Origin of the sequence: Allobosea sp. BE125, from assembly GCF_031456075.1 — a bacterium.
Lineage (GTDB): Bacteria > Pseudomonadota > Alphaproteobacteria > Rhizobiales > Beijerinckiaceae > Allobosea.
On record NZ_JAVDTY010000016.1, the window covers coordinates 70,236 to 94,460 of the forward strand.

Consider the following 24,225-nt stretch of genomic DNA (forward strand, 5'->3'; position numbering starts at 1 on the left):
CTTGCAGATTGAAACGATTTTACTGAAGCAATCGTTCCATTGGCGTCGACAGGCGCACGATCAGCCCTTCCGCCTTCCAGTCATAGGCGAGCACGCCGGCGAGTTGGCCCTCGATGCTGCGGCGTACGAGCAGGCTGCCAAACCCTTGCCCGAGCGGCGGACCGGCGACCGTCGGCCCCCCGCGCTCCTCCCAGATCAGCGCCAGGGCGCCCTCACTGATAGTCCAGGAGATGGCGATATGGCCCTTGGAGGACGACAGGGCCCCATATTTGGTGGCGTTCGTCGCCAGCTCGTGCAGAACCAGCGCCAGGCTGGTAACCGCCTGCCCGCCAAGCGGTACGCTTGGACCATCGATGGTAACGCGCTCCCGATCGCCCTCCTGTTCCCGATAGGGCGAGGCGATCGCCATCACCAGCGCATCGAGCGTCGTACCCCGCTTGAAGGCCTCGCCGCTCCCGCCCAGCGCCGGGATGATCAGCTCATGCGCGCGCGCCAGGGCCTCGAGTCTGCCCCGGATCGCCCTGGCCATCTCCTGCGGCGTGCCGGCCGAGCGCGCGCTGAGCGAAACCACGCCGTTGGTGACCGCAAACAGGTTCTTGATCCGGTGGTTCAGTTCGCGGACCAGGAGGTCCTGCGTCTCTTCCGCCTTCTTGCGTTCATTGATGTCCATGAAGGTGATCACGACGCCATCGACGACATTGTCCATGGTGCGGTAGGGCCGCATCCGCATCAGGAAGCTCATGCCGTGGTGCTTGATCTGCACCTCGCGTTCGACGACCGAGAGCTCGCGCAGGACCTGGCGCGCATCGTCCTCGATCTCGTCATAGCCGAGCATGGAGGTGATGTCGGTGATCGGGCGCCCGCGATCGCTGTCGCGCAGATGGAAGATATCGGTCATCTTAGGCGTGAAGCTTTTGATGCGCAGATTGCTGTCCAGGAAGCTGGTGGCGATCTCGGTGCTGTCGAGCAGGTTCTTCAGGTCGCTGTTCAGGTGCGTCAGGGCCTCGTTCTTGCTGACCACCTCGGCATTGACCGTCTGAAGCTCCTCATTGATCGACTGCATCTCTTCCTTCGAGGTTTCCAGCTCCTCATTCGACGATTGCAGCTCCTCATTGGCCGATTGATATTCCTCCGCCGCGGCCCGCCTTTCCTCGTTGGTCGTTTCCAGCTCGTCGACCGTCGCCTGCAACTGCATCCTCGCCGTCAGCAGCTCGTGCTCCATGGCGGCCGTCGCGGCGGCTTCGTTGGCGATGCTCGCCTTCCTGCTGCGGCTGACGACGCGGATGCCGTCATCGCGAAAGGCGACGACGCATAATCCCCCCTCAGTGAGCGGCTCGACGATGACGGTGACAGCGCGAATCTGCCCATCGATCCGGACCGGCACGGCCTCGTGGACAGCCGCGGCTTTCTTGGAGAGTGCCTGCTGCAGCGTGCTGCGCACGATCGGCCGCAAGGCCTTTCGCAGGATGCCGAAGAGGTTGAGACTCGCCACTCCCGATGAAGGTTCGAGATAGTGCCCAGCCTCGCCGCCGGAAAAGCGCAGGATGTCGTTGTGCTTGTCGATGACGACAAAAGCGGGGGAGTATTTCTCGAGCAGCCGGCGCGCGGTCTTGTCGATCCGGTCTTCTCCGGGACCGGCGGCAAGTCCGGCCGGCGGCAGATCCGGAGTTGCGAAGGAGGCCGCACGGAGCGTGACGTCAGGCAAGGTGGCAACCGTATCCTCGCGCCGGAAGATGCGGTGCTTCTTGTCGCTGTCGGCAAAGAGCCTGCTCTGGCGCGTCATGCTTTCCGACGGCCCGAGAAACAGCATGCCATCCGGCTTGAGCGCGTAATGAAAGGTTTTCATCACGCGATCCTGCAGAGCCGCGTTCATATAGATCAGGAGGTTGCGGCAGGAGATCAAATCGAGCTTGGAGAAGGGCGGATCCTTGGTGACGCTGTGGGTCGAGAACACGCACATCTCGCGGATCACCTTCACCGGGCAATACGCGTCGCCGTCGGGAGAAAACCATTTCGCGAGCCGCTCGGGCGTCAAGCCGATGGTCTTGCGGTAGCGCGCCTGGCGAGCGAAGGCGATCGCGGGGGTGTCGATATCGGTGCCGAAGATCTGAACTCTCACCGCGCTCGGTCGCTGCGCAATGATCTCCCTCACGAGAATGGCGAGCGAATAGACCTCCTCCCCCGTGGCGCAGCCCGGCACCCAGATCCGGATCGTGTCATCGTCGTGCTGGTCGCCGGCAAATTTGGGCGCCAAGGCAGCCTGCAGCGCCTGGAAAGCCTCCGGGTCGCGGAAGAACTGGGTCACCCCGATCAGGAGTTCGCGGAAGAGCAGGTCGATCTGGCCCGGATCGTCGCGCAGGCGGGCGATATAGGCCGGGACTTCATCGATCTGCAGCACCTGCATGCGGCGCTGGACGCGACGAACCAGGGTCTTTTCCTTGTAATGGACGAAGTCATGGCCGATCTGGGCGCGCAGCAGGGCGCTGATCGTGACCAGATGTCCGGCTGCATCGCGCCGCGTGCCATCATCGTCCTTGCGCGGCGCGACCAGGGAGAGATGGCGTTGATGGTCGAGCAGCCGCGCCGGCATCTGCTCGACTGGCATGACCTCGTCAACGAAGCCGGTCGCGGTGGCGCTTTGCGGCATGCCGCTCATCGCAATGTGGTCGAACTCCGCCTGAGCCAGGGTCAGGCCGCCGTTTTCCTTGACCGCCGACAGGCCAAGCGCGCCGTCATTGCCGGTGCCCGCAAGCACGATGCAGACGGCATTTTCACCCTGATCCTCGGCAAGCGAGGTGAAGAACGTATCGATAGGCCGGCGCAAGGCGCGTGGCGGCGCGGGTTTGGTGACCCGCAAGCGACGATCCCGGAGGATCAGGGTCGCGTCCGGCGGAATGACATAGACCGTGTCTGCAGCCGCCATCACGCCGTCTTCGGCTTCCAGCACGCGCATGCCGGTTGCTTGTCCCAAAAGGTCGGTCAGCATGCTCTTATGGTCGGGCGCCAGATGCTGGACCAGCACGAAGCTCATGCCGCTCTCCGCCGGCATGCTTTTTAGGAAGGCCTTGAACGCATTGAGCCCGCCGGCCGATGCGCCGATGCCGACGACCAGGCCGAGGCCGCCCGGCAATGCCCGAGAATCGTCGGGCTCCGAAGGGCGCTCGCTCGCAGCCTTTCGGGCGGCTTCGAGCGTGTCGCTGCGGCTCTGCTGAGTCATGAGATCCGCCTGGGGGTACGCAATACGTGGCGATGCTATCGCGCGAGGCAGGAGGCCGCTTGCCGAAAGGCGCTCCCTTGCAAAATCCTCGCGATATTGGAAAGGCCAGGCCGCTTCGTCCCCCGACTGGAGACACCGTAGACACAAGTTTCACCGGGGTCCATCGCCGGGCCTCATCGAGCCGGCGCGCGAAAGAACGTGGCGCTCATTCCACGAGAGATGCAAGGCCTCGAAGGGGGCGGGATGGGCCGGTCCCCAATCCGAGACGCTGGAGCGGTTTCCGATCCGACTGGATCATTCAGCTACCCGAGCTTGTTGCTCTTAACGCGTTTTCTTCACGTGAACCGGCAGTCGGTTCAGCATGTGAAGCTGCGGAGCGTTTTCGATGATCCGACCGCTGCTCAAATCGAGGCCCGGCTCGCGCTGCGCGCGTTTTCGGCGATCGCCCGAGCCACCCTGTTGTAAAGCGCCGCGGGCAGGTCGTGACCCATGCCGTCGATGATCATGAGGCGGGCGCCGGTGATCGAGGCTGCGATGTCCGCGCCGGCTGCCTTTGGAACCAGGGGATCATCCGCGCCATGCACCGCCAGGGTCGGCGCGGTGATTTGGCTCAGGCGCGGGCGCAAATCGCCGGTTGCGGCGATGGCGGCGATCTGGCGGCTCGTGCCGGCTGGATCATATGCCCGTTCCAGTTCGCTCATGACGAGTGCGCGATGGGCCGTCTCGTAGAAGGGATGGCCTGGACCGGCGATGCGACGCGCGAAGGCGAGGCTGTGGGCGAGATATCCCGCGAGGTCCTCCGAAGGGGCCGGTGCCGGTCGCATCAGCATCGTCATGACCTCCGGCGCTGCCTTGGGAAGCTCGGGATTGCCGGTCGCGGACATGATCGCGGCGAGTGACAGGATGCGGTGCGGATACGTGCTCGCAGCGAGCTGCGCGATCATCCCGCCCATCGAGCGGCCGACCAGATGGGCCTGCTTTATTCCGAGCCCATCGAGCAGGCCGAGCGCATCGCCGGCCATGTCCTCGAGCGTATAGGGAACTGCGAACGGCCGTCCGCTGGCGGCGGCGGCCGACAGGGCGGCGAAATCCGGGGCGGGCTGGTCGTGCAGATGCGTCGACAGGCCGGCATCGCGATTGTCGAACCGTATCACGCGAAAGCCCTGCACTGTCAGCCCGTCGCAAAACTCCTGGCTCCATCGCAGCATCTGTGTGCCCAGGCCCGCTATCAGCAGGATCACGTCGCCATCAACCGGGCCGAAGCTTTCATAGGCGATCGTGACGCGGTTGGTTTCCACATAGGGCATGGCCTGACGCTCCTCTCCTCACGCCTCTGTCGACGGGACGTGATCGCCCCAGGCCAGGCGCAGCGTGTGGTCGCGGATGTCCTGCGGCCAGGTCGCGATATGCGCTTCCATGCGGGGCCGGTCGTCGGCAAACAAGGCGCGCGTCGCTTCCTCGAAGCCGGCGAGGTTGCCGGCCATCGCCGAGATGAAGCGATAGGCCGTTTCCCGGGCCATCCGCCGCTGTTGGCTCGCACTGCCGGCGCGCCGGGCTTGCTCGACCAGACGTCGCAATGTCGCTGAAGCGCCGCCTTGCTGCACGGCGAGCCAGTCCCAATGCCGTGGCAACAAGGTCACCTCGCGAGCGATCACGCCGAGCTTGGGGCGCCCCTTGCCGCGCGGTCCGGCTGCCGTCTCTTCCTCAGTCTGCGGTGGGGCCAGTTGCGCGGCGAGCGCGGGCAAGCGCGCGATGACATTGGCCTTGGTGCCGCGGAGATCGAAATCGATCGCCTGTCCCGAGGCGTCGTCGAAGACGAGCAGGGGCTGGAGCGAGCCGCGATCGACCGCCGCCTTCACCGCAAGGGCGACCTCGCTCAGGGAGCCCGAAGCCAGCCGTCGGGGCCCTTCGAAGGCGGTGCAGGATGTGGCGAATGGGTCGGGCATGGCGGGGTCTCTGCGATTTCTCGCTTTATATCCGGGTAAAAATATCTTATGTCAATATCGCCCGGGTAATATTGAGCGCGGGTCTTTGATTGACAAAGGAGAGAGCGGCATGCGCGCCGAGGACAGGAAGGCGGCCGTTTCCGCTTACAAGGAACGCAAGATCATCAGCGGAATCTATCTGATCCGTTGCGCCGCGTCGGGAGAGGCCTGGATCGGTCAATGCGCCGAGCTGAGCACGATCCAGAACCGGATATGGTTCACGCTGCGCTTCGGGAACCATCCGAACAAAGTCTTGCAGCAATGCTGGGCCGAGCACGGAGCCGAGGCGTTCTCGTTCGAGGTGCTCGAGCGGCTGGAAGAGGACGATCCCTATATCCGGACCGCAAGGCTCAAGGAGCGGGCTGCGCATTGGTGCGAATGGCACAAGGCGGGGCGGCTCTAAGAGCCCGTTTGGAAACGCCAGCCCTCATCCTGAGGAGCCGCGCACCGGCGTCTCGAAGGATGCTCCAGATGGTTCGGGAGCCTCCTGAAGCATCCTTCGAGACGCCATTCCCAACGGAATGGCTCCTCAGGATGAGGGCTCGCGGAGTTTCCAGACGGGATCTAGGCCACCGGGACGGCAAGGCCCGCCTTGACGCGGTCCATGGCGACGAAGGTGCGAAATTTGCGGATATTGGCGTTGTCGAAGAAGAGCCGGCGCGTCAGCGCCTCATAGGCCGCCATGCTCGGCACCAGCACGACGAGCATGAAGTCGACATCGCCCGTCACATAATAGCATTGCTGCACCTCGGGCGCCGCCAGGAAGCGGCGCTTGGCCTCGTCGATATCCCCCGCGGTTTCGCTGACGAGCTCGACCTCGACGAAGATCGTGATGGGATGGCCGAGTGCGGCGGGGTCGACGATCGCGACATTGGCCTGGATGACGCCGGACCGCTCCATCCGCCGGATCCGGCGCTGCACGGCCGGCGCCGACAGGTTCACGTGCTCGCCGATGACCCGCTGCGGGGTGGTGTTGTCCTGTTGCAGGATCGCGAGAATGGCCCGGTCGAAGGCATCGAGCGGATGGAGCGGATTCTCGGGCACGGTGATCTCATGAAACACTTGCGACGAAACAAATTTGCATTGAGGCCCCTCGATTGCAGCGCCTTTTTCGCACCGCTTGCAATATTCCTTCGAGACCGCATTCAAGCGAGGTCGCGATGTTCCTGCTCAACCAGCATGCCGATTACCGCAGCGGGCTTGCGCCCGTCGATGCCGAGACGCTCGGCGGCACGGGAGCCGACGCGATCGGGCGCCATCTCGCTGAGCGCAGCGACCATGCGGTGACGCCGCTCCATGGTTTGCCGGGGCTTGCGGCCGAATTGGGCATCGCGGCCTTGCATGTGAAGGATGAGGGCCATCGTCTCGGACTCGGCAGCTTCAAGGCGCTGGGCGGGGGCTATGCCGTGATCAGGCTGGTGCTGGAGGCCGCCGAAGCGCGGCTTGGCCGGAGCCTGGGCGAGGATGCGTTTCGCGAGCCGGAGGTTCGCGCTGTCGCCGCGAGCATGACCTTCGCCTGTGCCACGGACGGCAATCACGGCCGCTCGGTCGCGCAGGGCGCGCAGCTCGCGGGGGCAAAGGCGGTGATCGTCGTCCACGCCGGCGTCAGCGAGGAGCGGATTGCGGCGATCGCCCGCTTTGGCGCTGAGATCATGCGCGTCGCCGGAACCTATGACGATTCCGTCGTCGAGGCCGCCCGCATCGCCGGCGAGAAGGGCTGGGTTGTCGTCTCCGACACCTCCTGGGACGGCTATGAGCGCATCCCCGGCCTTGTGATGCAGGGCTATACCGCGCTCGTGCGCGAGGCCTTGCAGCAGCTTCCCTCCAGGCCGAGCCATGTCTTCGTCCAGGCCGGTGTTGGCGGAATCGCGGCAGCGGTGGCCGCGCATCTTGCGCTCGTGCTGGGCGAGGCGCGGCCGGTCTTCACCGTGGTCGACCCCGCCCGCGCCGCCTGCATCGTCGAGGCCGCCCGTGCGGGCCGGCCGGTCAAGGTGGCCCATGGCGAGCCAACGGTCATGGCGATGCTGGAGTGCTACGAGCCGTCCCCGATCGCCTGGCGCGTGCTGTCGCGGGTCGCAGATGCCTTCATGACGGTTGAGGATGCGGATGCTGTCACGGCGATGAACCGCCTGGCCCGGCCCAAAGCAGGCGACCCCGCGATCGTTGCCGGCGAGAGCGGCTGCGCCGGCGTAGCCGGGCTGATGCGCGCCGTGGCGGACCCGGCCATCCGGCAGGCGCTTGGCCTCGACACCTCTTCGCGCGTGCTGGTGATCAACACCGAGGGCGCGACCGATCCCGAGCGCTATGCCGACCTCGTCGGACTGACGCCGGCCGAGGTCGTGGGCCGGGTGGCGTGATGCCCGACGGCCTGACGCTGCTCTACCAGAGCCATTCCCCTTATGCCCGCAAGGTGCTGGTCAGCGCCCATGAGCTCGGACTCGCCGACAGCGTCGATGTCGTCCACCACGAGACCAGCCCGACCAACCGCAACGCTGCCGTCTTCGCAGCCAATCCGCTTGGGAAAGTGCCGGTGCTGCTGACGCCGGATGTCGGCGCGCTCTTCGATTCGGTCGTCATCTGCGACTATCTCGACCGGCTCGGCGGCGCAGGCCGGCTGATCCCGCGCGAGGGGCCGGCGCGCTATCAGGCGCTGCGTCTGCAAGCACTGGCTCAGGGCCTTTGCGATGCCGGCATCGCGCTGCGCTGGGAGACGCTGCGGCGCCCGGAAGCCCTGCGCTATCCGCCTTTGGCGCAGGGACAGGAAATGAAGCTGCTCGAAGCCTATGAGCATCTGGAAACGCAAGTCGAGTTCGGGGCGCTAGTGAGCATCGGTCAGATCGCACTGGCGACGGCGCTGGCCTGGCTCGAATTCCGCGACCTGCCAGGGTTTCGGCAGCGCGCGCCGCGGCTCACCGCCTGGTATGATGATTTCTGCCAGCGGCCCTCGATGCGCGCCACACCCTATGACGGCGAAACGCAGGATGGAGGACCGCAATGACGACGCTCGATCATGACGCGCTGGTAGCCGAGATGACCGCCTGGCGGCGCGATCTCCATGCCCATCCCGAGCACGGTTTCGAAGAGAACCGCACAGCCGCCTTCGTCGCGGCCAAGCTGCGCGAGTTCGGCCTGAGCGAGGTCGCGGAAGGCGTCGGCGGTACCGGCGTCGTCGGCACGCTGACATGCGGGACGGGCAACCGAGCGATCGCATTGCGGGCCGATATGGACGCACTGCGCATCGCCGAGCAGGGCGACCATGCTCACCGCTCCCGGACGCCGGGCGTCATGCATGCCTGCGGCCATGACGGGCACACCGTGATGCTGCTCGGCGCCGCTAAAATGCTGGCGCAGCAAGGCGGCTTCGACGGCACCGTGCGCTTCGTCTTCCAGCCCGCAGAGGAATGGGGCAGGGGCGCGCTCGCCATGCTCGCCGACGGGCTGCTGGAACGGTTCCCTTTCGAGGAGATCTTCGGGCTGCACAACATGCCCGGCCTCGCCATCGGGCAGTTCCAGACCAAGGCGGGGCCGATCATGTCGGCCGAGGATAATTTCGAGATCGTGCTCAAGGGCGTCGGCGGCCATGCGGCACGCCCGCAGATCGGCAATGAGGTGCTCGTCGCCGCCTGCGCGCTCGTCACCAATCTCCAGACCATCGTCTCGCGCCGCCTGAGCCCGACCGATATCGGCGTCGTCTCCGTCACCGAATTGCTGACCGACGGCACCCGCAACGCCCTGCCGGGTCTCGCCCGCATCCTCGGCGATGCGCGCAGCTTCCGGCCCGAGATCAGCGCCAGGATCGAAGAGCAGATGGGCATCATCGCCCAGGGCACCGCGCTTGCGTACAATGTCACCGCCGAGATGACCTATACCCGCGAGTTCGTGCCGCTGCTGAACGACGAGGCCCTGGTCGAGGAAGCCTTCACCGCTGCGCGTGACGTCTTCGGCAATGCGGCGGTGACGACGGCTCGCGAGCCGATGACCGGCTCGGAGGATTTTGCCCGCTTCCTGGAGCATGTGCCGGGTTGCTTCGCCTTCGTCGGCAATGGCGAAGCGTCCTCCCCGCTGCACAACCCGACCTACGACTTCAACGATGAGGGCCTGATCTTCGGCGCGCGCTTCCATGCCGCGATCGCACGCCAGCGTCTGCCTGCCGCATAGGCTTTCACCCGAGCAGGCGATCTCTCTTTGGCGCTTTCGCCAGAGGCTGTAGCTTTCACCCGGAGCCGCGCCCTGGCTGCACGGCTGGAATGGAATGCGCGGCCTGGATGTGTTTGCCTACGGGAGGACAACAATGCTCGGGAGAAGAACGGCCTTTGCTGCGCTGCTGGCTGTCACGTGCGCTGCTACGGCCCACGCGCAATCGGCGCCCAAGCGCGACGAATTCTACTGGCTGGGCGAGATCAACAAGGCGAGCGCCGTCATCAACACGGATGAGGGCCTGCTTGACCCTGCGCTCGCGCCACGGATCGCGGCAGGCCTCGACAGCATGCTCAAGGCGGCGGAGAAGCCCGGCGCCAAGCGGCCGACGCTCGTCATCACTTTCGAGCCGCTGCTGATCGAAGCCGCCGGCGTCGAGGCGACCCTGCTGCATGCCGGCCGCTCGAGCCAGGACATGCTTGCCACCGTGCGTGCGGCGATCATGCGCGACGAATTGCTGAGACTGGACGAGCGGCTGCGCAAGCTTACGGCCACCATGGTTAGGCTCGCCGAGAAGCATGTCGACACCATCGTGCCGAACTACACCAATGGCGTTGCCGCCCAGCCCAACAGCTATGGGCACTATCTGCTGGGCCATGTCGCGGGGCTTGATCGTGATGCGCAGCGCCTGCGCGAGGCCTTCGCCCGGCTCGATCGCTCGCCGATGGGCACGACCGTGCTGAACGGCACCAGCTGGCCGCTGAACCGCAACCGCATGGCGAGCTATCTCGGCTTCGCGGACACGGTCGACAATGCCTATGACGCGGCCCAGATCGCAGCAACCGAAATGCCGGTCGAGGTCGGCGCGCTCGCCACCAGCATCGCCTTGCATGCCGGCGCCTTCATCGAAGACGTCATGACCCAGTATGCGCAGCCGCGCCCCTGGATCCTTTTGGCGGAAGGCGACGGCAACACCTATGTCTCCAGCGCCATGCCGCAGAAGCGCAATCCCGGCCTGCTCAACAGCACCCGCAGCCAGGCCTCGAGCGTGATCACCTCAGGCATCGGGCGCGTCATCCAGGCTCACAATATTCCGCCCGGCATGAGCGACGCGAAGAGCGTGCGCGATAATGCGGCGGTGATCACCGGCACGATTGCGATGCTCGATGGCTGGGACCGGATCCTGAACGGGCTGGTCATCGATCCCGCCCGGGCGCTGGAAGAGCTCAACAGCGACTGGACAGCCTCCCAGGAGGTCGCCGATGTGCTGATGCGCACGTACAAGCTGCCCTTCCGCGTCGGCCACCACTTCGCCTCCGAAGTCGTCGACTACGCCAAGGCGAACAATATCCGGCCCACGGATTTCCCCTATGCGGAAGCCCAGCGGATCTACAAGGCCACGCTGAAGGAGATGAACGTGACGGGTGCGGAGCTGCCGCTGAGCGAAGCGGAGTTTCGTGCCACGCTCGATCCGGTCGCCATTGTCCGCAACCGCGCCACCGCCGGCGGGCCGCAACCTGCCGAGATGGCGCGCATGCTGGGCTTAGCCAAGCAGAAGCTGGCGCAGCAGGAACAATGGAGCAAGGAGCGACGCGGCAGGATCGATAGCGCGCTTGCCGCGCTCGACCGCGATTTCGGAAAGGTTCTGGAGCGCGCCAAATGACGGCACGGTTCTGAGCAGAAACAGCAAGCTCCAGACAATCGCCGACGCCCTCTGCGCGGCCTCCGGCGTTCCACATCTCCAAACCTCGAATCGTGACTTCGGCTTCGGTGGCCTCGACGACGTTCCTGTCGTCGAAGGCCGCCGGGGAACGCCGTGATGCGGCTTGACCTGATCGGAGGTGCGAATTACGATCCATATACAATAACAATCGATCCAACATATGGATCAACAGGAGGTTAGGTCGTGTTGCAGGGCATCCTTCCGGTGCTGCCGACGCCGTTCGCGGCGCAAGGCGGCATCGATGCCGCCGCCATGGCGCGGGTCACCGATTTCGCGCTTGGCGCTGGCGTGGACGGCGTCGTCTTCCCCGGCTTCGCCAGCGAGGTCGACGATCTCACCGCAGTGGAACGGGCGACCTTGCTGAAGGTCGTGGTCGAGCGCGTCGCCGGCAGGGTCCCGATCGTCGCGGGCGCCAGTGCCGCCAGCGTCGCGGAGGCGGTCGGCCATGCCCAGGAGGCCATGGGTTTCGGCGTCTCGACAGTGATGATCCAGGCGCCCAAGAGCGTCGGCGCCGGCTTCGAGGCGGTCGCCGCCTTCTACAGGGACATCGCCGATGCGGTGCCCGGCCTCGAGATCGTCCTGCAGAACGCGCCGGCGCCGCGCGGCTCGGATCTGAAGCCCGAGACGATCCTCGACATCGTCCGGGGCAACCCGGCCATCACCTATGTCAAGGAGGAAACGCTGCCCTCGGGGCTGGCGATCTCGGCGCTGATCGCCGGCAAGCCCGCCCATCTCAAGGGCGTGATCGGCGGTGGCGGGGCGCGCTATTTCATCGACGAGTATCAGCGCGGTGTCTGCGGGGCGATGCCGGCGGTCGAGCTTTCCGATGTCCATGTCGCGATGGACCGCGCCTTCCGCGCCGGCGAGATCGGTCGCGCCCGCGAACTCTATATGCGCACGCTGCCACTGCTGGTGATCCAGGCGAATTTCCGCATGGCCTTCACCAAGCATGTGCTGTCGCGGCGTGGGGTTCTCGACAATCGGGTCGTGCGCGCGAAGGTGCCTGACATGGACGCCCATGACTTCGCCGAGATCGACGCCTGGCTCGATGCGGCGGGCGATCTGATGCAGGCGGCGGCTTCGCCTGGCATGCGTGTCGCCGGAGCGCGGGGATGAGCGAACGGGTCGCCAAGGTCGAGGTCTTCTCGATCACCATTCCGCGCGACACGCCCTATCTCGGTGCGCTGCGTCAGGGTGAGACCGTCAACGAGCGCGGCTATGTCGTGCGCAAGGGCAACCGCACGGTCTATCCCGTGGTCGACCGCACCGTGGTCGTGCGCGTGGAGACGACGGGCGGCGCGGTCGGCTGGGGCGAGACCTATGGCATCGTCGCGCCCGGTGCCGCGATGGCGATCATCGACGATCTGCTTGGACCCTTCGTCGTCGGCCGCGATCCGCGCGATGTCTGCGTGATCCATGACGACCTCTACGATCTGATGCGCGTGCGCGGCTATACCGGCGGCTTCTATTGTGACGCGCTGGCGGCGATCGACATCGCGCTCTGGGACATCTGCGGCAAGCTTGCGAACCTGCCATTGGTCAAGCTGCTGGGCGGGCAGCGCCATGAGCGCCTGCCGGCCTATATCTCCGGCCTGCCCAAGCCGACGCGCGGCGAGCGCGCCGATTTCGCGGCGCAGTGGCAGGCGCAGGGCTTCGACAGCTTCAAATTCGCCGCGCCTGTCGCCGATGATGGTGTGGTCGCTGAAATGGAGACCCTGCGCGCGCGGCTTGGGCCCTCCGTGCGCATCGCCTGCGACATGCATTGGGTCCACACAGGCGAGGAGGCGGTCGCGCTGATCAAGGCGATGGAGCCGCATGGCCTCTGGTTCGCCGAGGCGCCGGTCAAGCCCGAGGATCTCGACGGGCTCAGCCTCGTCGCGTCTCGTGTCGCAACGCCGATTGCGGCGGGCGAGGAGTGGCGCACGGTCTATGATCTCGTGCCGCGCGTGGCGCGCCGCGCCTGCGCGATCATCCAGCCCGAGATGGGGCATAAGGGCGTCACCGAGTTCATGCGCATCGGCCTCTATGCCCAGGCGCATCATCTCAAGCTCATTCCGCATGCCACGATCGGCATCGGGCTGTTCCTGGCCGCGAGCCTGCACGCGAGCTCCGCCCTGGCCGCGGTCGAGTGCCACGAATACCAGCACTCGATCTTCGAGCCCAATCGCCGGCTGCTGGTCGGCGACATGGATTGCCGCCAAGGCCTTTACAGCCTGCCGACGGGCGCGGGGCTGGGCGTCGAGCCGTCGAAAGCGGCGCTGGAGCTTCTGCGCAGACACTAAAAACAAAACACGCACTAAAAACAAAACACGACCGGGGAGGTCACGTCATGCCGAGGACCAGAGCGTTTTCAAGCGAAGTGGAAACCGGTTCGCGTGAAGGAAACGCGTTAAAGCGAGGGACTAGAGCTATTGAACGATCCCGTTGGATCGGAAATTGCTCTAGGTTGTTTCTATCCGCCGCCGCGGTCGCCCTGGCGCTGACGGCGGGGTTCGCATCGAGCGCCGCTCTCGCCCAGGGCAAGGTTCTCAAATTCGTCTCCTGGCAGAAGGATGAGCGCGGCGTCGGCGATTGGTGGGGCTCGGTCATCAAGGAGTTCGAGGCGACCCATCCGGGCGTCAGGATCGAATGGACCAAGGTCGAGCGCGGCGCCTATGCCGATACGATGACGACGCTGTTCGCCGGCGGCAAGCCGCCCGACATCGTCCATCTCGCCTCCTTCGAGTTCCAGAAATTCGCGGATAACGGCTGGCTGGAGCCGCTCGACGGCTACATCAAGGATGCCAAGCTCGACATGAAGGGTTGGGCCGGCCAGGACACCTGCGTCTTCAACAAGCAGACCGTCTGCACGATGATGCTCTATTTTGGCTATTTCCTCGCCTATAACGAGGAGATGCTCAGGAAAGAGGGGCTGGGCGTCCCGAAGAATTACACCGAGTTCCTGGCGGCGGCGCGCAAGCTGACCAAGGACCTGAACGGCGACGGCATCATCGACCAGTTCGGCACCGGCCACGAGACCAAGGGCGGCGGCGGCCAGTATATGAGCGAGATGATGAACTACACGCTCGATGCCGGCGGGCGCTGGACCAATGACGCAGGCAAGGTGACGATCGACACGCCTGAGATGGTCGAGGGGCTCTCGCGCTGGAAGACCATCGTCAAGGACAGCCTGACGCCGCGTGATCTCGCCGCCGGCGAGGTCCGCCAGATGTTCGCCGATGGCAAGATCGCCTTGAAGACGGACGGGCCCTGGCTCTGGCCGATCATCCAGAAGGGCAAGGCCAAGGACCAGATCAAGCTCGCCATGTCGCCGTTCAGCCCGCCTGTCGGCGGTTCCTCGAATGTGCTCGGCATCGCCAGCGACATCCCGAAGGACAACAAGAAGCTGGTCTGGGATTTCATCCAGATCGCAACCTCCGACAAGTTCCAGAGCAGCTATGCGACGCTGGGCGCCTCGCCGCCGCCGAGCCCGCGCGCCGACGTTTCGGCCGCGTCGAAGGAGACGCCGCATTTCGACCTGCTGGTGCAGGCGACCAAGGCAGCCGCCGACGCCAAGGTCGACCGCATCCCCAAGGGCCTGGAGCTCGTCTTCAACGAGTTCGCCAAGATGGTCATGGAGGAATCGCAGCGCATGATCATCCAGGACCTCGATCCGAAAACCGTCGCCGCGACGATGCAGCGGAAGGCCGAGGCGCTGCAGAAGCAGTGAACTTTCCTTCTCCCCTTGCGGGAGAAGGTGCCCCGAAGGGGCGGATGAGGGGTGGCCGTGCGCTGTCTGGTTGGCTCTGCGATCCGCCAACCCGCAAGGGCGGCGCGACCCCTCACCCCAACCCTCTCCCGCAAGGGGAGAGGGGGTATGTCGCGCCACACGCTTCGACAGGGAGAAGCCCCGACCATGCCCAGAGCCGCGTTCCTGGATCTTGCGCGCCCGAGCCGCCGGCACTGGCTCGGCTATCTCCTGCTCGCGCCGGCGGTGCTGCTGATCGGGCTGATCATCGTCTACCCGCTCTTCGTCTCGGTCGATCTGTCGTTCCAGAACGTCAACATCGCCAGGCTCGACCAGGCGCGCCGGCCCTTCACCACGGCCAATTACGAGCGCCTCTTCGCCTCCGAGGATTTCTGGAACGCCTGCTGGGTCACCTTCAAGCTCGTCGTCATCGTCAGCACCGGCTGTTTCCTGCTCGGCATGGCGACCGCGCTCCTAGTCAACAACCGCTTCAAGGGCCAGGCCCTGGCTCGCCTCCTCGTCGCCTTGCCCTGGGCCGTGCCCGAGGTCATCGCCGTCGTGATCTTCGCCTGGTTGTTCGATTCCTCCTTCGGCCTGATGAACTGGATCTTCATCAAGCTCGGGCTGGTCGACACCACGATCAACTGGTTCTCCTCGCCCAGTGCCTCCTTCGCCGTCGTCTGCGTCGTCATGATCTGGAAGGGCTATCCCTTCGTCTCGATCATGCTGCTGGCCGGGCTCCAGTCGATCCCGGAGGATTTCTACAACGCTGCCCGCGTCGACGGCGCCAGCGCCTGGCAGCGCCTGCTCAACATCACCATCCCCTCGCTGATGCCGGTGCTCGGCGTCACGCTCGTCCTGGTGATGCTCTGGGTCTTCCGCGACTTCTCGATCATCTATGTGCTGACCGGCGGCGGCCCGCTGAAGGCGACGCAGAGCCTCTCGATCATGACCTATGAGCAGGCCTTCGGCTTCTTCAAGATGGGCTACGCCTCGGCCATCGGCGTCATCACGCTGATCGTCTGCATCATCGCGAGCCGGCTGATGATCGCGCGCGCACCGGACACGATGTGAGGACGCGGCCATGAAACGAAACTGCCTCGACAGCGTCCTGCTCTACGCCACGGCGATCCTGACCTGCGCGCTGTTGGTCTTCCCGATCTACTGGCTCGTCGTCACCGCGCTCTCCGAACCTGACCAATTGCGCCAGCTGCCGCCGAAATTCTGGCCCGACCAGCCGCGCTGGGGCGTCTTCGCCCAGATCCTGGCGGAGCGGCCGATCCTGCAATGGCTCGGCAATTCGGCGCTGGCGGCGATCGGCGCCGTCACCTTGTCGATGACGGTGTCGGTGCTGGCGGGCTACAGCCTGTCGCGCTTCAAGGTCCGCGGCGGCCAATCGCTGGGCCTGTTCATCCTGACCGCGAAGATGCTGCCGGCGACGCTGCTGGTCATCCCGCTTTTCGGCATCTTCAGGCAGCTGGAGCTGATCGGCAGCCTGTGGTCGATCATCCTGGCGCATGCGACGCTGATCATTCCCTTCACCACCTGGATGCTGAAGGGTTATTTCGACACGATCCCGCGCGAGCTCGAGCAGGCCGCCATGGTCGATGGCTGCTCGCCGCTCGGCGCCATGGTCCGGGTGATCCTGCCGGTCTCGGCGCCGGGCCTGGCTGCGACTGCGCTCTACGGCTTCGTGCTGTCCTGGTCGGACTACGCCTATGCGCGCACCTTCCTGACCAACGCCCAGACCAACTGGACCGCCAATCTCGGCATCACCACGATGAAGGGCGAATATGTCAGCAACTGGAGCGACATATCGGCCGCCTCGATCCTCGTCGCCCTGCCGATCCTGCTGATCTACCTCTTCCTCGAACGCTATCTCGTCGGCGGCCTCACGGCCGGCTCGGACAAGTAAGGACCAGGACCGACCATGGCCGGCATACGCATCGAGCACGTCACCAAATCCTATGGCGGGCTCACCGTTCTCAAGGACTTTTCCCTCGACATCACTGACGGCGAGTTCGTCGTCCTGGTCGGCCCCTCCGGCTGCGGCAAGTCGACCATGCTGAAGATCCTGGCCGGGCTCGAGGAGGCCTCTTCCGGCAAGGTCTCGATCGGCGAGCGCGACGTCACCGACCTCGCGCCGGGCGACCGCGACATCGCCATGGTGTTCCAGAACTACGCGCTCTATCCGCATCTGACCGTGCGCAAAAACATGGGCTTCGGCCTGAAGATGCGCGGCACGGAAGCCGGAGAGATCGACAGGCGCGTCACCGAGGCCGCAAAGATCCTCGGCATCGACCATCTGCTCGATCGGCGACCGCGTGCCTTGTCGGGCGGCCAGCGCCAGCGCGTCGCGCTCGGGCGCGCCATCGTGCGCGAGCCGCTCGCCTTCCTGATGGACGAGCCGCTCTCCAATCTCGACGCCAAATTGCGCGTCCATACCCGCGCCGAGATCAGCGCCCTGCACAAGCGCCTCGGCGTCACCACCATCTATGTCACCCATGACCAGACCGAAGCCATGACGATGGCCGACCGCATCGTCATCATGAAGGATGGCGAGATCCAGCAGATCGCCCATCCCGACACGATGTTCCGCGAGCCGGCCAACCTCTTCGTCGCCGGCTTCATCGGCTCGCCGGGGATGAATTTCCTGCAATCTCCGGTGACCTCGGCTGGGAATGGCGCCCAGGCCCGCCTCTTCGGCCAGGAGGTGCCATTGCTGGTGGCGAATGCCTCGACGCTTGCGGGCCGGGATGCCGTCTTCGGCCTGCGGCCGGAACATATCTCGGCTGGGCCGGGCCCGGTCAGCTTCGAGGTCCAGCCGCGGCTGATCGAAAGCCTCGGCAGCGAGCAATATGTCTATGTCGACCTGCCGCCGGAAAACCGGGTCGGGCAGACGCCGCATGCGACCGCCGAGGAGGATGGCCGCGGCAATGCGCTGATCGCGCGCTTGATCAATCCCGATGGCGCGCCGCTCGCCGAACGCTTGACGCTCTCCTTCGATCCGGCCCGATTGCACGTCTTCGACGCGGTGACGCAGGAGGCGATCCGGTGACCGCCCCGGCGCGCATCCTCGTCACCGGCAGCGCCGGCCGCGTCGGCTCGAAAGTGGTGCGGCGCCTGCTCGATGCCGGCCGCGAGGTCACGGGCTTCGATCTGCGCCCGGCCGGCATCGAGCACTCCGCCTATCGCGAAGTGCTCGGCGGCTTCGACGAGCGGGCCGCGGCCATGGACGCGGTGAGCGGCGCTGACGCCATCCTCCATCTCGGCGCCTTCATGTCCTGGCTGCCGACTGACGGCGACAGGCTGTTCCGCGCCAATGTCGAGGGCACGCGCGTGCTGCTGGAGGAGGCCGCGCGCGTGAAGCCGCATCGCCTCGTCTTCGCCAGCTCCGGCGAGGTCTACCCCGAGAACGTTCCCGACTATCTGCCGCTCGATGAAGATCACCCGCTGAAGCCGCGCTCGCCCTATGGTTTGAGCAAGCTCCTGGGCGAGGAGCTCGTCCGCTTCTTCGAGCGCGCCAGCGGCATGCCCGCGACGATCCTGCGCTTTTCGCATACGCAGGACGCGGCCGAACTGCTCGATCCCGAAAGCGTCTTCTCCGGCCCGCGTTTCTTCCTGCATCCGAAGATCCGGCAGCAGGAGGGGCTCGGTAACATGCCCGCCATCGCCGTGTTGAAGCAGGCCGATGATGGCCGCGAGGCGCTCGTGCTGTCGCGCAATGAGGTGGGCCGCCCCTTCCAGATGCACATCACCGACACCCGCGACATGGTGGACGGCATCCTGCTCGCGCTCGACCACGAGGCGGCGGCCGGCCGGACCTATAATCTCGGCGCGACCGAGCCCGCCGACTTTGCCGCAGCTTTGCCGGGGATGGCGGAGTTGACGGGGCTTCCCCTGAAGACCATCGACCTGCCGGGCAACGGCGTCTTCTATCGGACGTCGAACGCCAGGATTCGGGCTGAACTGGGATATGAACCGCGATGGACGTTCGACCGCATGATCGAAGAGGCGGCGCAGGCCTGGGCGAAGCGCAGGTCCTGAAACCGGACGAGCGCGACGTTCCCACCGGCGCAGCCGCCCTCGCCAAGGGCCTCTACCTGCTCGACGTGATCGGGGAGGCGCCTTCGCCGCCGCGTTTCAAGGACCTTCAGGCCGCGACCGGCCTGCCCAAGGGCACGCTTGCGCGCCTGCTCAACACGCTGGTGCTGTTCCGGCTCATCCGCCAGGAGGACAGCGACAACACCTATCGGCTCGGGCACCGGCTGTTCGAGCTGGCGCACCGTGTCTGGGAATCCTTCGATCTGCGCGGCGCGGCTGCTCCCGTGCTCGAACGCCTCGCCGACGAGACCCGCGAGACGGCGGCGCTCTGCGCGATCGACAATGACGAGGCGCTCTATATCGACCAGCGCAGCCGCGGCGGCGCCTATGGCTTCCGCATCGAGATCGGCCGGCGCGCACCGCTGCATTGCACGGCCGGCGGCAAGGCCCTGCTTGCCTTCGCCCAGCCGCATGAGCAGCGCGCCATCTTCGACCGGATCAGGCTCGAGCGCTTCACCGACGCCAGCTTCACGCAGGAGGACGCATTGCTCGCCGATCTCGCTCTGGCCCGGGCGCGCGGCTATGCGGTTTCGCTCGAGGAGCACGTCGCGGGCGTCTCCTCGGTCGCCGCGCCGATCTTCGACCATACCGGCCGTGCGGTCGCCGCGATCGGCGTGTTCGGGCCGAGTTCGCGCCTGACCAGCGAGCGCCTCCACGTCACCGGGCGTGACCTGATGGCCGCCGGCCGGCAGATCTCCGGCAATGTCGGCGCCACGCCGATGAACATCACGCCGAGCACGCGGTCTAGCCGCGCCACCGATCCGCAGGTCGAATGCGTGCTGCCCTGGGGCGCGCATCTGGCGGAAGGCCCGGTCTGGTCGGCGCGGGAGAAGCGGCTCTACTGGGTCGATATCCTCGCCCCCTCGGTCAACCGCTTTGACCCCGCGACGCGGACCAATGAGGAGGTCATGCTGCCGCGCCTGGTCAGCGCGGTGGTCGAGCGCCGAGGCGGCGGCCTGGCCGCCTTGACGCAGGACGGGCTCGAGGCTTTCGATTTCGCCAGCGGCGCGCTGAGCCCGCTGGTCGATCCGGAGGCCGAGATTCCCGACAACCGTTTCAATGACGGCAAATGCGACCGGCGGGGCCGTCTCTGGGCCGGAACGATGCGGCTCGACGCCAGCCGCACCAGCGGCTCGCTTTATGCGATAGCGCCCGATCTCACCTGGGAGCGCCGGGAAAGCGGCCTGACCGTCGCCAACGGCCTCGACTGGAGCCCGGACGGGCGGACCTTCTATTTCGCGGATTCCGCGCCGGGCCGCATCTATGCCTATGATTTCGAGATGGAGACGGGCCGGCTCGCGCGACGCCGCGTCTTCGCCGAGATCGATGCCACCATCGGCCGCCCCGATGGGCTTGCCGTCGACAGCGAAGGCTTCGTCTGGTGCGCGGTCTGGGACGGCTGGTGCCTGCACCGCTACGCGCCGAATGGTGCGCTGGCGCGCGAGGTCCGCCTGCCCATACCGCGCCCGACCAGCATCGCCTTTGGCGGCGAGGATCTGAAGACGCTGTTCATCACCAGCGCCCGCGTCCGCTTGCCGTCGCGCATCCTGGCGGAGGCGCCCTTCTCCGGCGGCTTGTTCACGTTGCCGGTCGATGTTGCCGGCCTGCCGGCCTCGGAATTCGCAGCATGAGCGCGCAGGCGATCTATCCCGATCTCGCCGGCCGCGCCGCGCTCGTCACCGGCGGGGCAGACGGGATCGGCCGGGCGATCGTCGCGGCGCTTATTCGCCAGAAGGCCAGGGTCGCCTTTCTCGATCTGGATCGCGAGCGCGGCGAAGCCCTGGCGGCGGAATTGGCTGAGGCTGGCGGAATGGTCTCCTTCCAGCCCGTCGACCTGCGCGACATTGCCGCGACGCAAGCCGCTATCATGGCGGCACGCGAGGCCTGCGGCCCGTTCTCGATCGGCGTCAACAACGCCGGCCATGACGAGCGTCACGCCTTCGAGACCGTGACATCAGACTATTGGGATGACCGTTTCGCGGTGAATCTGCGCCCGATGATGTTCGTCGCCCAGGCGCTTGCTCCCGATATGCGCGCGCTTGGCGGCGGTGCGCTGATCAATCTGAGCTCGACCTCGTGGATGAAGGGATCTCCCCACATGATCGCTTACACGACCGCGAAATCAGCGGTACTCGGCTTCACCCGCTCGCTGGCGCGGGCGCTGGGGCCTGATGGCATTCGGGTCAACTGCGTCACGCCCGGCTGGGTGATGACCGAGCGCCAGCGCCGGCATTGGGTCACGCCGGACAAATGGGAGGCTGCTCAGCAGGCCCAGGCGATCAAGGGCGAGATCCTGCCGGAGGATATCGCGGCGATGGTTCTCTTCCTCGCATCGGACGCGGCGCGCATGTGCACCGGCCAGAACTTCATCGTCGATGCCGGCACGGTCTGACGCGATGTCCCCGCTCTCTGAGCTCGCCGGGAGCCTCGACCCGTCCTGCGTGCTGGCTGCGTCCGAGGAGATGGCGCCGTTCCTCGGCGACTGGCGCGGACGCAGGCATGGTCGTGCCCTGGCCGTGCTGCGCCCGCGCTCCGTCGCGGATGTCTCGACGATCCTGCGTTGGGCGACAGTGACGCGCACGCCGATCGTGCCGCAAGGTGGCAACACCGGCCTGTCCGGCGGCGCCACGCCCGATGAGAGCGGCTGTTGCGCCGTGCTCTCGCTGGCTCGGCTCAATCGCATCCGCTCGGTCGATACGGAGGGCGATAGCGTGACCGCGGAGGCGGGCTGCGTGCTGGCGCAGCTTCAGCAGGAGGTGGCCAAGGCCGATCGGCTGTTTCCGCTGAGCCTGGGCAGCGAGGGCTCCTGCCAGGTCGGCGGCATCGTTGCGACCAATGCCGGCGGCATCAATGTGATCCGCTACGGCACGGTGCGCGACCTCGTGCTCGGTCTCGAATATGTGCGCGCCGATGGCGCCGTGATCCATGGCCTGAAGCCGCTGCGCAAGGACAATGCCGGCTATGCGCTGCGCGATCTGCTGATCGGTTCGGAAGGCACCCTGGCCGTCATCACTGCGGCGTCGTTCAGGCTCTTTGCCCGACCGAAGGCGAGCGCGACCGCGCTCTGCGGAATCCCGGATCCGACGGCCGCGATCCGGCTGCTGACCATGCTGCGCGAGGTTGCCGGTGAGCGAATCTCGAGTTTCGAATTGATGTGCGACGCCGAAATGGGCCTGACGCTCGATCTCCTCGGCGGGGCGGCGCTCCCGTTCCACGACCGCCACCCCTGGTATGTCTTCATCGAGATCGCCGACAGCGCGCCCGATGCCGCCATGGAGCAGGTCCTGACGCGCGCGCTGGCGCTCGCTTTCGATGCCGGTGTGCTGAGCGATGCGGTCGTCGCGCAGAGCGGTGCCCAGGCCAAGGCGCTCTGGCATCTGCGTTTCGCCGTCTCGGAAGCCAACAAGCGCGCCGGCCCGGGCGTCTCGCACGACACCAGCGTCGCGACTGCGGATGTTCCCCGCTTCATCGCAGCGGTGCAGGGCGCAGCAGTGGAGCGCTTCCCATCCGCGCAGCCTCTCTTCGTCGGACATGTCGGCGACGGCAACATCCACGTCATTCTGCTATTCCGGAAGGGCGGGTTCCTGGATGAGGCCGCCTTCGCAGCGCTGGCCGCGAGCGTGAACGCCTGCATCTTCGAGATCGTCAGCCAGTTCGGCGGCAGCATCACGGCCGAGCATGGCGTCGGCCGCTCCCTTGTCGGCGCATTGCGCCGAGCGACCCAACCCGAGACGCTCGAACTCATGGCGGGGATCAAGAACGCCTTCGATCCGCTCGGCATCCTGAACCCGGGTGCGGTCCTAACCACGCCGCCATCCTGATGCCATCATGCGAAAACCCGCTGCGGATCTCGCAGCGGGTTTCGCGTCACATCAACTTCGCATCACATCAATCTGGCCGCACGTCCGTTCAGAGAGGCGACTTCGCCTCTCAGGATCATCTTGCTGGCAAGCAGCTCCCCCTTCGCCAAGCCCAGCAGGGCGGTTGCGACCGCGCTCACCTTGACGGCTTCCTCTATGAGATATTCGGTCATCCCGATCATCGCATCGATGTCGGCTTCGGAGATCGCTGTCGGCTGCGTGATGTCAGTCGGCGGCATCGTTCACTCCTTGTAATCGTCCGTAGATCAGAGGTGGCCAGGAATCCTTCCCGCAGGTCGGGGACTCCCCGTAGAAAGGGTTGACGCAGCCGGGGATGTCCTTGTCGGGATAGAGCGTGGCCGGGCTCACACCCGGGATCCACTCGCCGGAGCCTAGGGACTTGTCAGGGAGATCTTGTGTCTCCGCATTGGCTTCCAGCGGGCCGGGACGGTCCCATTGGCCTTCCGGCCGGACGAGCACCGCGGCGCCCGAATCGGGCGTAAGCCGCCAATCTGACGGCTCGGTGACGAGGTCCATCTCGTAATAGACCTCGTCGGTCAGATAGGAGAGACCGGCGCCAGGCCGGCGCTTGAAACCGAAGCGCTCCCAGATCTTCGAGACCGGGAAGGCGGCCTGCCCGTAGAAGCGCCGATAGCCCTTGTCCTGGCCGAAGGCGAGCGCTGCCCGCACGAGATCGAGCGCCAGGCCGCCCCGGCAGCGCGGCAGCACCGCAAGCCGCTCGATCTTGATGAAGTCGGCCCAGTAGCGCAGCCGGATGCAGCCGGCGGGCTCGTCGCCGACATAGCCGAGCAGATGCGTCGCGGTGTAGTCGTTGCCGTCGACATCCTCGGCATAGGGAATGCTCCGGTCCTCGACATAGGCGGCCCCGCGAATCGCGATGCATTTGAGGAGGTCGTCGGCCGAGTGCACGACGGTGACGGAGGTCTTCTTCGTGCCGGCGTTCAGGCCAGGCATGAAGTTGTCATAGGGCTTGCGGCCGGCGACCGGGTCGGGCAGGGCGCAGCTCATCAGCTGGTAGGATTTCAGCCCGTCATAGGCCGCGCCCATGACGAAGCCCATCTTCTCGAAGAAAGTCTGCGCCTTCTTGTTCGCCGGCTTGCAGAAGATCGGCAGGCCCCGGTTCTTGTCGCTGGTCATGCGCTCCATCACGAGCGAGATGCCGCCGCCCTGGCCCTCCGGCAGGTAGATGAACCAGAAGTAGAGCACGGCGGCGCGTTCGCTGGGCCGGCAGATGAACTTCAGATCGGGGTTGGCGGTGTCCAGTGCGCCGGTAAAGAGCGCACGCGCCCCAGCCTGATTCAGCGGCAGATGCGCCAGGATGCCGATCGGCGTGGCCTTGGGGTCGTCAGACCAACCGCGCGAGAAAGCCGAAATTGTATCGGGATTATGCTGAAACACGTTCATAACCCGCTCGAGCGTTGACAGGCCGGGTATATCGGCGCTTGCCATTC

The 24,225-nt window shown here is 65.9% G+C and carries 21 protein-coding genes; 15 read left to right on the plus strand and 6 right to left on the minus strand.

Translation table 11 applies throughout. The annotated features are described in order from the left end of the window. Positions 1–19: 19 nt before the first annotated feature. From J2Y55_RS27540 to J2Y55_RS27550, 3 genes are all read right to left on the minus strand, one after another. Positions 20–3,217 carry a chemotaxis protein CheB gene (locus J2Y55_RS27540; RefSeq protein WP_310159757.1) on the minus strand — a complete coding sequence of 1,066 codons (3,198 nt, stop codon included), beginning with the start codon at positions 3,215–3,217 and terminating at the stop codon, positions 20–22. Positions 3,218–3,618: 401 nt separating this feature from the next. Then, positions 3,619–4,524 carry an alpha/beta fold hydrolase gene (locus J2Y55_RS27545; protein ID WP_310159758.1) on the minus strand — a complete coding sequence of 302 codons (906 nt, stop codon included), beginning with the start codon at positions 4,522–4,524 and terminating at the stop codon, positions 3,619–3,621. Between the two features lie 18 nt (positions 4,525–4,542). Continuing rightward, a complete protein-coding gene (locus tag J2Y55_RS27550) occupies positions 4,543–5,163 on the minus strand; it encodes a DUF2239 family protein (RefSeq protein ID WP_310159759.1) in 621 nt (206 codons plus the stop codon). Between the two features lie 109 nt (positions 5,164–5,272). Here J2Y55_RS27550 and J2Y55_RS27555 point away from each other — a divergent pair, with 109 nt between their 5' ends. After that, a complete protein-coding gene (locus J2Y55_RS27555; protein WP_310159761.1) occupies positions 5,273–5,605 on the plus strand; it encodes a GIY-YIG nuclease family protein in 333 nt (110 codons plus the stop codon). Positions 5,606–5,766: 161 nt separating this feature from the next. Here the strand turns inward: J2Y55_RS27555 and J2Y55_RS27560 are convergent, their stop codons facing one another. Beyond that, positions 5,767–6,246, minus strand: a complete 480-nt coding sequence (locus J2Y55_RS27560; RefSeq protein ID WP_310159762.1) for an Lrp/AsnC family transcriptional regulator — start codon at positions 6,244–6,246, stop codon at positions 5,767–5,769. Positions 6,247–6,362: 116 nt separating this feature from the next. Between J2Y55_RS27560 and J2Y55_RS27565 the strand changes: the two genes are divergently transcribed. The 14 genes from J2Y55_RS27565 (at position 6,363) to J2Y55_RS27630 (ending at position 22,714) form a co-directional block, all read left to right on the plus strand. Beyond that, positions 6,363–7,559 carry a diaminopropionate ammonia-lyase gene (locus tag J2Y55_RS27565; RefSeq protein ID WP_310159763.1) on the plus strand — a complete coding sequence of 399 codons (1,197 nt, stop codon included), beginning with the start codon at positions 6,363–6,365 and terminating at the stop codon, positions 7,557–7,559. An 11-nt stretch (positions 7,560–7,570) separates the two neighbouring features. Then, positions 7,571–8,200, plus strand: a complete 630-nt coding sequence (locus J2Y55_RS27570; RefSeq protein WP_310159851.1) for a glutathione S-transferase family protein — start codon at positions 7,571–7,573, stop codon at positions 8,198–8,200. After that, positions 8,197–9,360, plus strand: a complete 1,164-nt coding sequence (locus tag J2Y55_RS27575; protein WP_310159765.1) for a M20 aminoacylase family protein — start codon at positions 8,197–8,199, stop codon at positions 9,358–9,360. Before J2Y55_RS27570 ends, J2Y55_RS27575 begins: the two co-directional genes overlap by 4 nt. 133 nt (positions 9,361–9,493) lie before the next feature. Then, the gene (locus tag J2Y55_RS27580; protein WP_310159767.1) at positions 9,494–11,002 is read left to right on the plus strand and encodes an argininosuccinate lyase; all 1,509 of its coding nucleotides are present in this window, start codon (positions 9,494–9,496) and stop codon (positions 11,000–11,002) included. Positions 11,003–11,245: 243 nt separating this feature from the next. Continuing rightward, positions 11,246–12,178 carry a dihydrodipicolinate synthase family protein gene (locus J2Y55_RS27585; RefSeq protein WP_310159769.1) on the plus strand — a complete coding sequence of 311 codons (933 nt, stop codon included), beginning with the start codon at positions 11,246–11,248 and terminating at the stop codon, positions 12,176–12,178. Continuing rightward, positions 12,175–13,344 carry a mandelate racemase/muconate lactonizing enzyme family protein gene (locus J2Y55_RS27590; protein ID WP_310159770.1) on the plus strand — a complete coding sequence of 390 codons (1,170 nt, stop codon included), beginning with the start codon at positions 12,175–12,177 and terminating at the stop codon, positions 13,342–13,344. The genes J2Y55_RS27585 and J2Y55_RS27590 overlap by 4 nt, the downstream gene beginning before the upstream one ends. 164 nt (positions 13,345–13,508) lie before the next feature. Further along, positions 13,509–14,771, plus strand: a complete 1,263-nt coding sequence (locus tag J2Y55_RS27595) for an ABC transporter substrate-binding protein (protein WP_404979052.1) — start codon at positions 13,509–13,511, stop codon at positions 14,769–14,771. A 186-nt stretch (positions 14,772–14,957) separates the two neighbouring features. After that, positions 14,958–15,863 carry a carbohydrate ABC transporter permease gene (locus J2Y55_RS27600; protein ID WP_092170704.1) on the plus strand — a complete coding sequence of 302 codons (906 nt, stop codon included), beginning with the start codon at positions 14,958–14,960 and terminating at the stop codon, positions 15,861–15,863. Positions 15,864–15,873: 10 nt separating this feature from the next. Beyond that, positions 15,874–16,704, plus strand: coding sequence for a carbohydrate ABC transporter permease (locus J2Y55_RS27605; RefSeq protein ID WP_310159771.1), 831 nt, complete (start codon positions 15,874–15,876; stop codon positions 16,702–16,704). A gap of 15 nt (positions 16,705–16,719) precedes the next feature. After that, positions 16,720–17,847 carry an ABC transporter ATP-binding protein gene (locus J2Y55_RS27610; RefSeq protein WP_310159773.1) on the plus strand — a complete coding sequence of 376 codons (1,128 nt, stop codon included), beginning with the start codon at positions 16,720–16,722 and terminating at the stop codon, positions 17,845–17,847. After that, positions 17,844–18,836 carry an NAD-dependent epimerase/dehydratase family protein gene (locus J2Y55_RS27615; RefSeq protein WP_310159774.1) on the plus strand — a complete coding sequence of 331 codons (993 nt, stop codon included), beginning with the start codon at positions 17,844–17,846 and terminating at the stop codon, positions 18,834–18,836. Before J2Y55_RS27610 ends, J2Y55_RS27615 begins: the two co-directional genes overlap by 4 nt. Then, positions 18,776–20,524 (plus strand): SMP-30/gluconolactonase/LRE family protein, encoded by a 1,749-nt coding sequence (locus tag J2Y55_RS27620; protein WP_310159775.1) that lies wholly within the window; start codon positions 18,776–18,778, stop codon positions 20,522–20,524. The genes J2Y55_RS27615 and J2Y55_RS27620 overlap by 61 nt, the downstream gene beginning before the upstream one ends. Continuing rightward, complete coding sequence (locus J2Y55_RS27625) at positions 20,521–21,285, plus strand: SDR family NAD(P)-dependent oxidoreductase (protein WP_310159778.1); 765 nt, start codon at positions 20,521–20,523, stop codon at positions 21,283–21,285. Before J2Y55_RS27620 ends, J2Y55_RS27625 begins: the two co-directional genes overlap by 4 nt. A gap of 4 nt (positions 21,286–21,289) precedes the next feature. Continuing rightward, a complete protein-coding gene (locus J2Y55_RS27630) occupies positions 21,290–22,714 on the plus strand; it encodes an FAD-binding oxidoreductase (protein ID WP_310159781.1) in 1,425 nt (474 codons plus the stop codon). 62 nt (positions 22,715–22,776) lie between these two features. On the opposite strand, the gene J2Y55_RS27635 is transcribed toward J2Y55_RS27630, so the two are convergent. Both J2Y55_RS27635 and J2Y55_RS27640 read right to left on the minus strand, forming a co-directional pair. Further along, entirely contained in the window at positions 22,777–22,992 is a 216-nt protein-coding gene (locus J2Y55_RS27635; protein WP_310159782.1) for a hypothetical protein, read from the minus strand. Next, complete coding sequence (locus J2Y55_RS27640; RefSeq protein WP_310159784.1) at positions 22,979–24,178, minus strand: GNAT family N-acetyltransferase; 1,200 nt, start codon at positions 24,176–24,178, stop codon at positions 22,979–22,981. Before J2Y55_RS27640 ends, J2Y55_RS27635 begins: the two co-directional genes overlap by 14 nt. Positions 24,179–24,225: the final 47 nt, after the last annotated feature.

Excerpts from the sequence above, each read along its gene's own strand:
- J2Y55_RS27590 (WP_310159770.1), top strand. The coding sequence starts at position 12,175 with ATGAGCGAACGGGTCGCCAAGGTCGAGGTCTTCTCGATCACCATTCCG.
- J2Y55_RS27545 (WP_310159758.1), bottom strand. The coding sequence starts at position 4,524 with ATGCCCTATGTGGAAACCAACCGCGTCACGATCGCCTATGAAAGCTTC.
- J2Y55_RS27600 (WP_092170704.1), top strand. The coding sequence starts at position 14,958 with ATGCCCAGAGCCGCGTTCCTGGATCTTGCGCGCCCGAGCCGCCGGCAC.
- J2Y55_RS27640 (WP_310159784.1), bottom strand. The coding sequence starts at position 24,178 with ATGAACGTGTTTCAGCATAATCCCGATACAATTTCGGCTTTCTCGCGC.
- J2Y55_RS27630 (WP_310159781.1), top strand. The coding sequence starts at position 21,290 with ATGTCCCCGCTCTCTGAGCTCGCCGGGAGCCTCGACCCGTCCTGCGTG.
- J2Y55_RS27635 (WP_310159782.1), bottom strand. The coding sequence starts at position 22,992 with ATGCCGCCGACTGACATCACGCAGCCGACAGCGATCTCCGAAGCCGAC.
- J2Y55_RS27625 (WP_310159778.1), top strand. The coding sequence starts at position 20,521 with ATGAGCGCGCAGGCGATCTATCCCGATCTCGCCGGCCGCGCCGCGCTC.
- J2Y55_RS27610 (WP_310159773.1), top strand. The coding sequence starts at position 16,720 with ATGGCCGGCATACGCATCGAGCACGTCACCAAATCCTATGGCGGGCTC.
- J2Y55_RS27605 (WP_310159771.1), top strand. The coding sequence starts at position 15,874 with ATGAAACGAAACTGCCTCGACAGCGTCCTGCTCTACGCCACGGCGATC.
- J2Y55_RS27565 (WP_310159763.1), top strand. The coding sequence starts at position 6,363 with ATGTTCCTGCTCAACCAGCATGCCGATTACCGCAGCGGGCTTGCGCCC.
- J2Y55_RS27620 (WP_310159775.1), top strand. The coding sequence starts at position 18,776 with ATGGACGTTCGACCGCATGATCGAAGAGGCGGCGCAGGCCTGGGCGAA.
- J2Y55_RS27540 (WP_310159757.1), bottom strand. The coding sequence starts at position 3,217 with ATGACTCAGCAGAGCCGCAGCGACACGCTCGAAGCCGCCCGAAAGGCT.
- J2Y55_RS27555 (WP_310159761.1), top strand. The coding sequence starts at position 5,273 with ATGCGCGCCGAGGACAGGAAGGCGGCCGTTTCCGCTTACAAGGAACGC.
- J2Y55_RS27550 (WP_310159759.1), bottom strand. The coding sequence starts at position 5,163 with ATGCCCGACCCATTCGCCACATCCTGCACCGCCTTCGAAGGGCCCCGA.
- J2Y55_RS27580 (WP_310159767.1), top strand. The coding sequence starts at position 9,494 with ATGCTCGGGAGAAGAACGGCCTTTGCTGCGCTGCTGGCTGTCACGTGC.
- J2Y55_RS27575 (WP_310159765.1), top strand. The coding sequence starts at position 8,197 with ATGACGACGCTCGATCATGACGCGCTGGTAGCCGAGATGACCGCCTGG.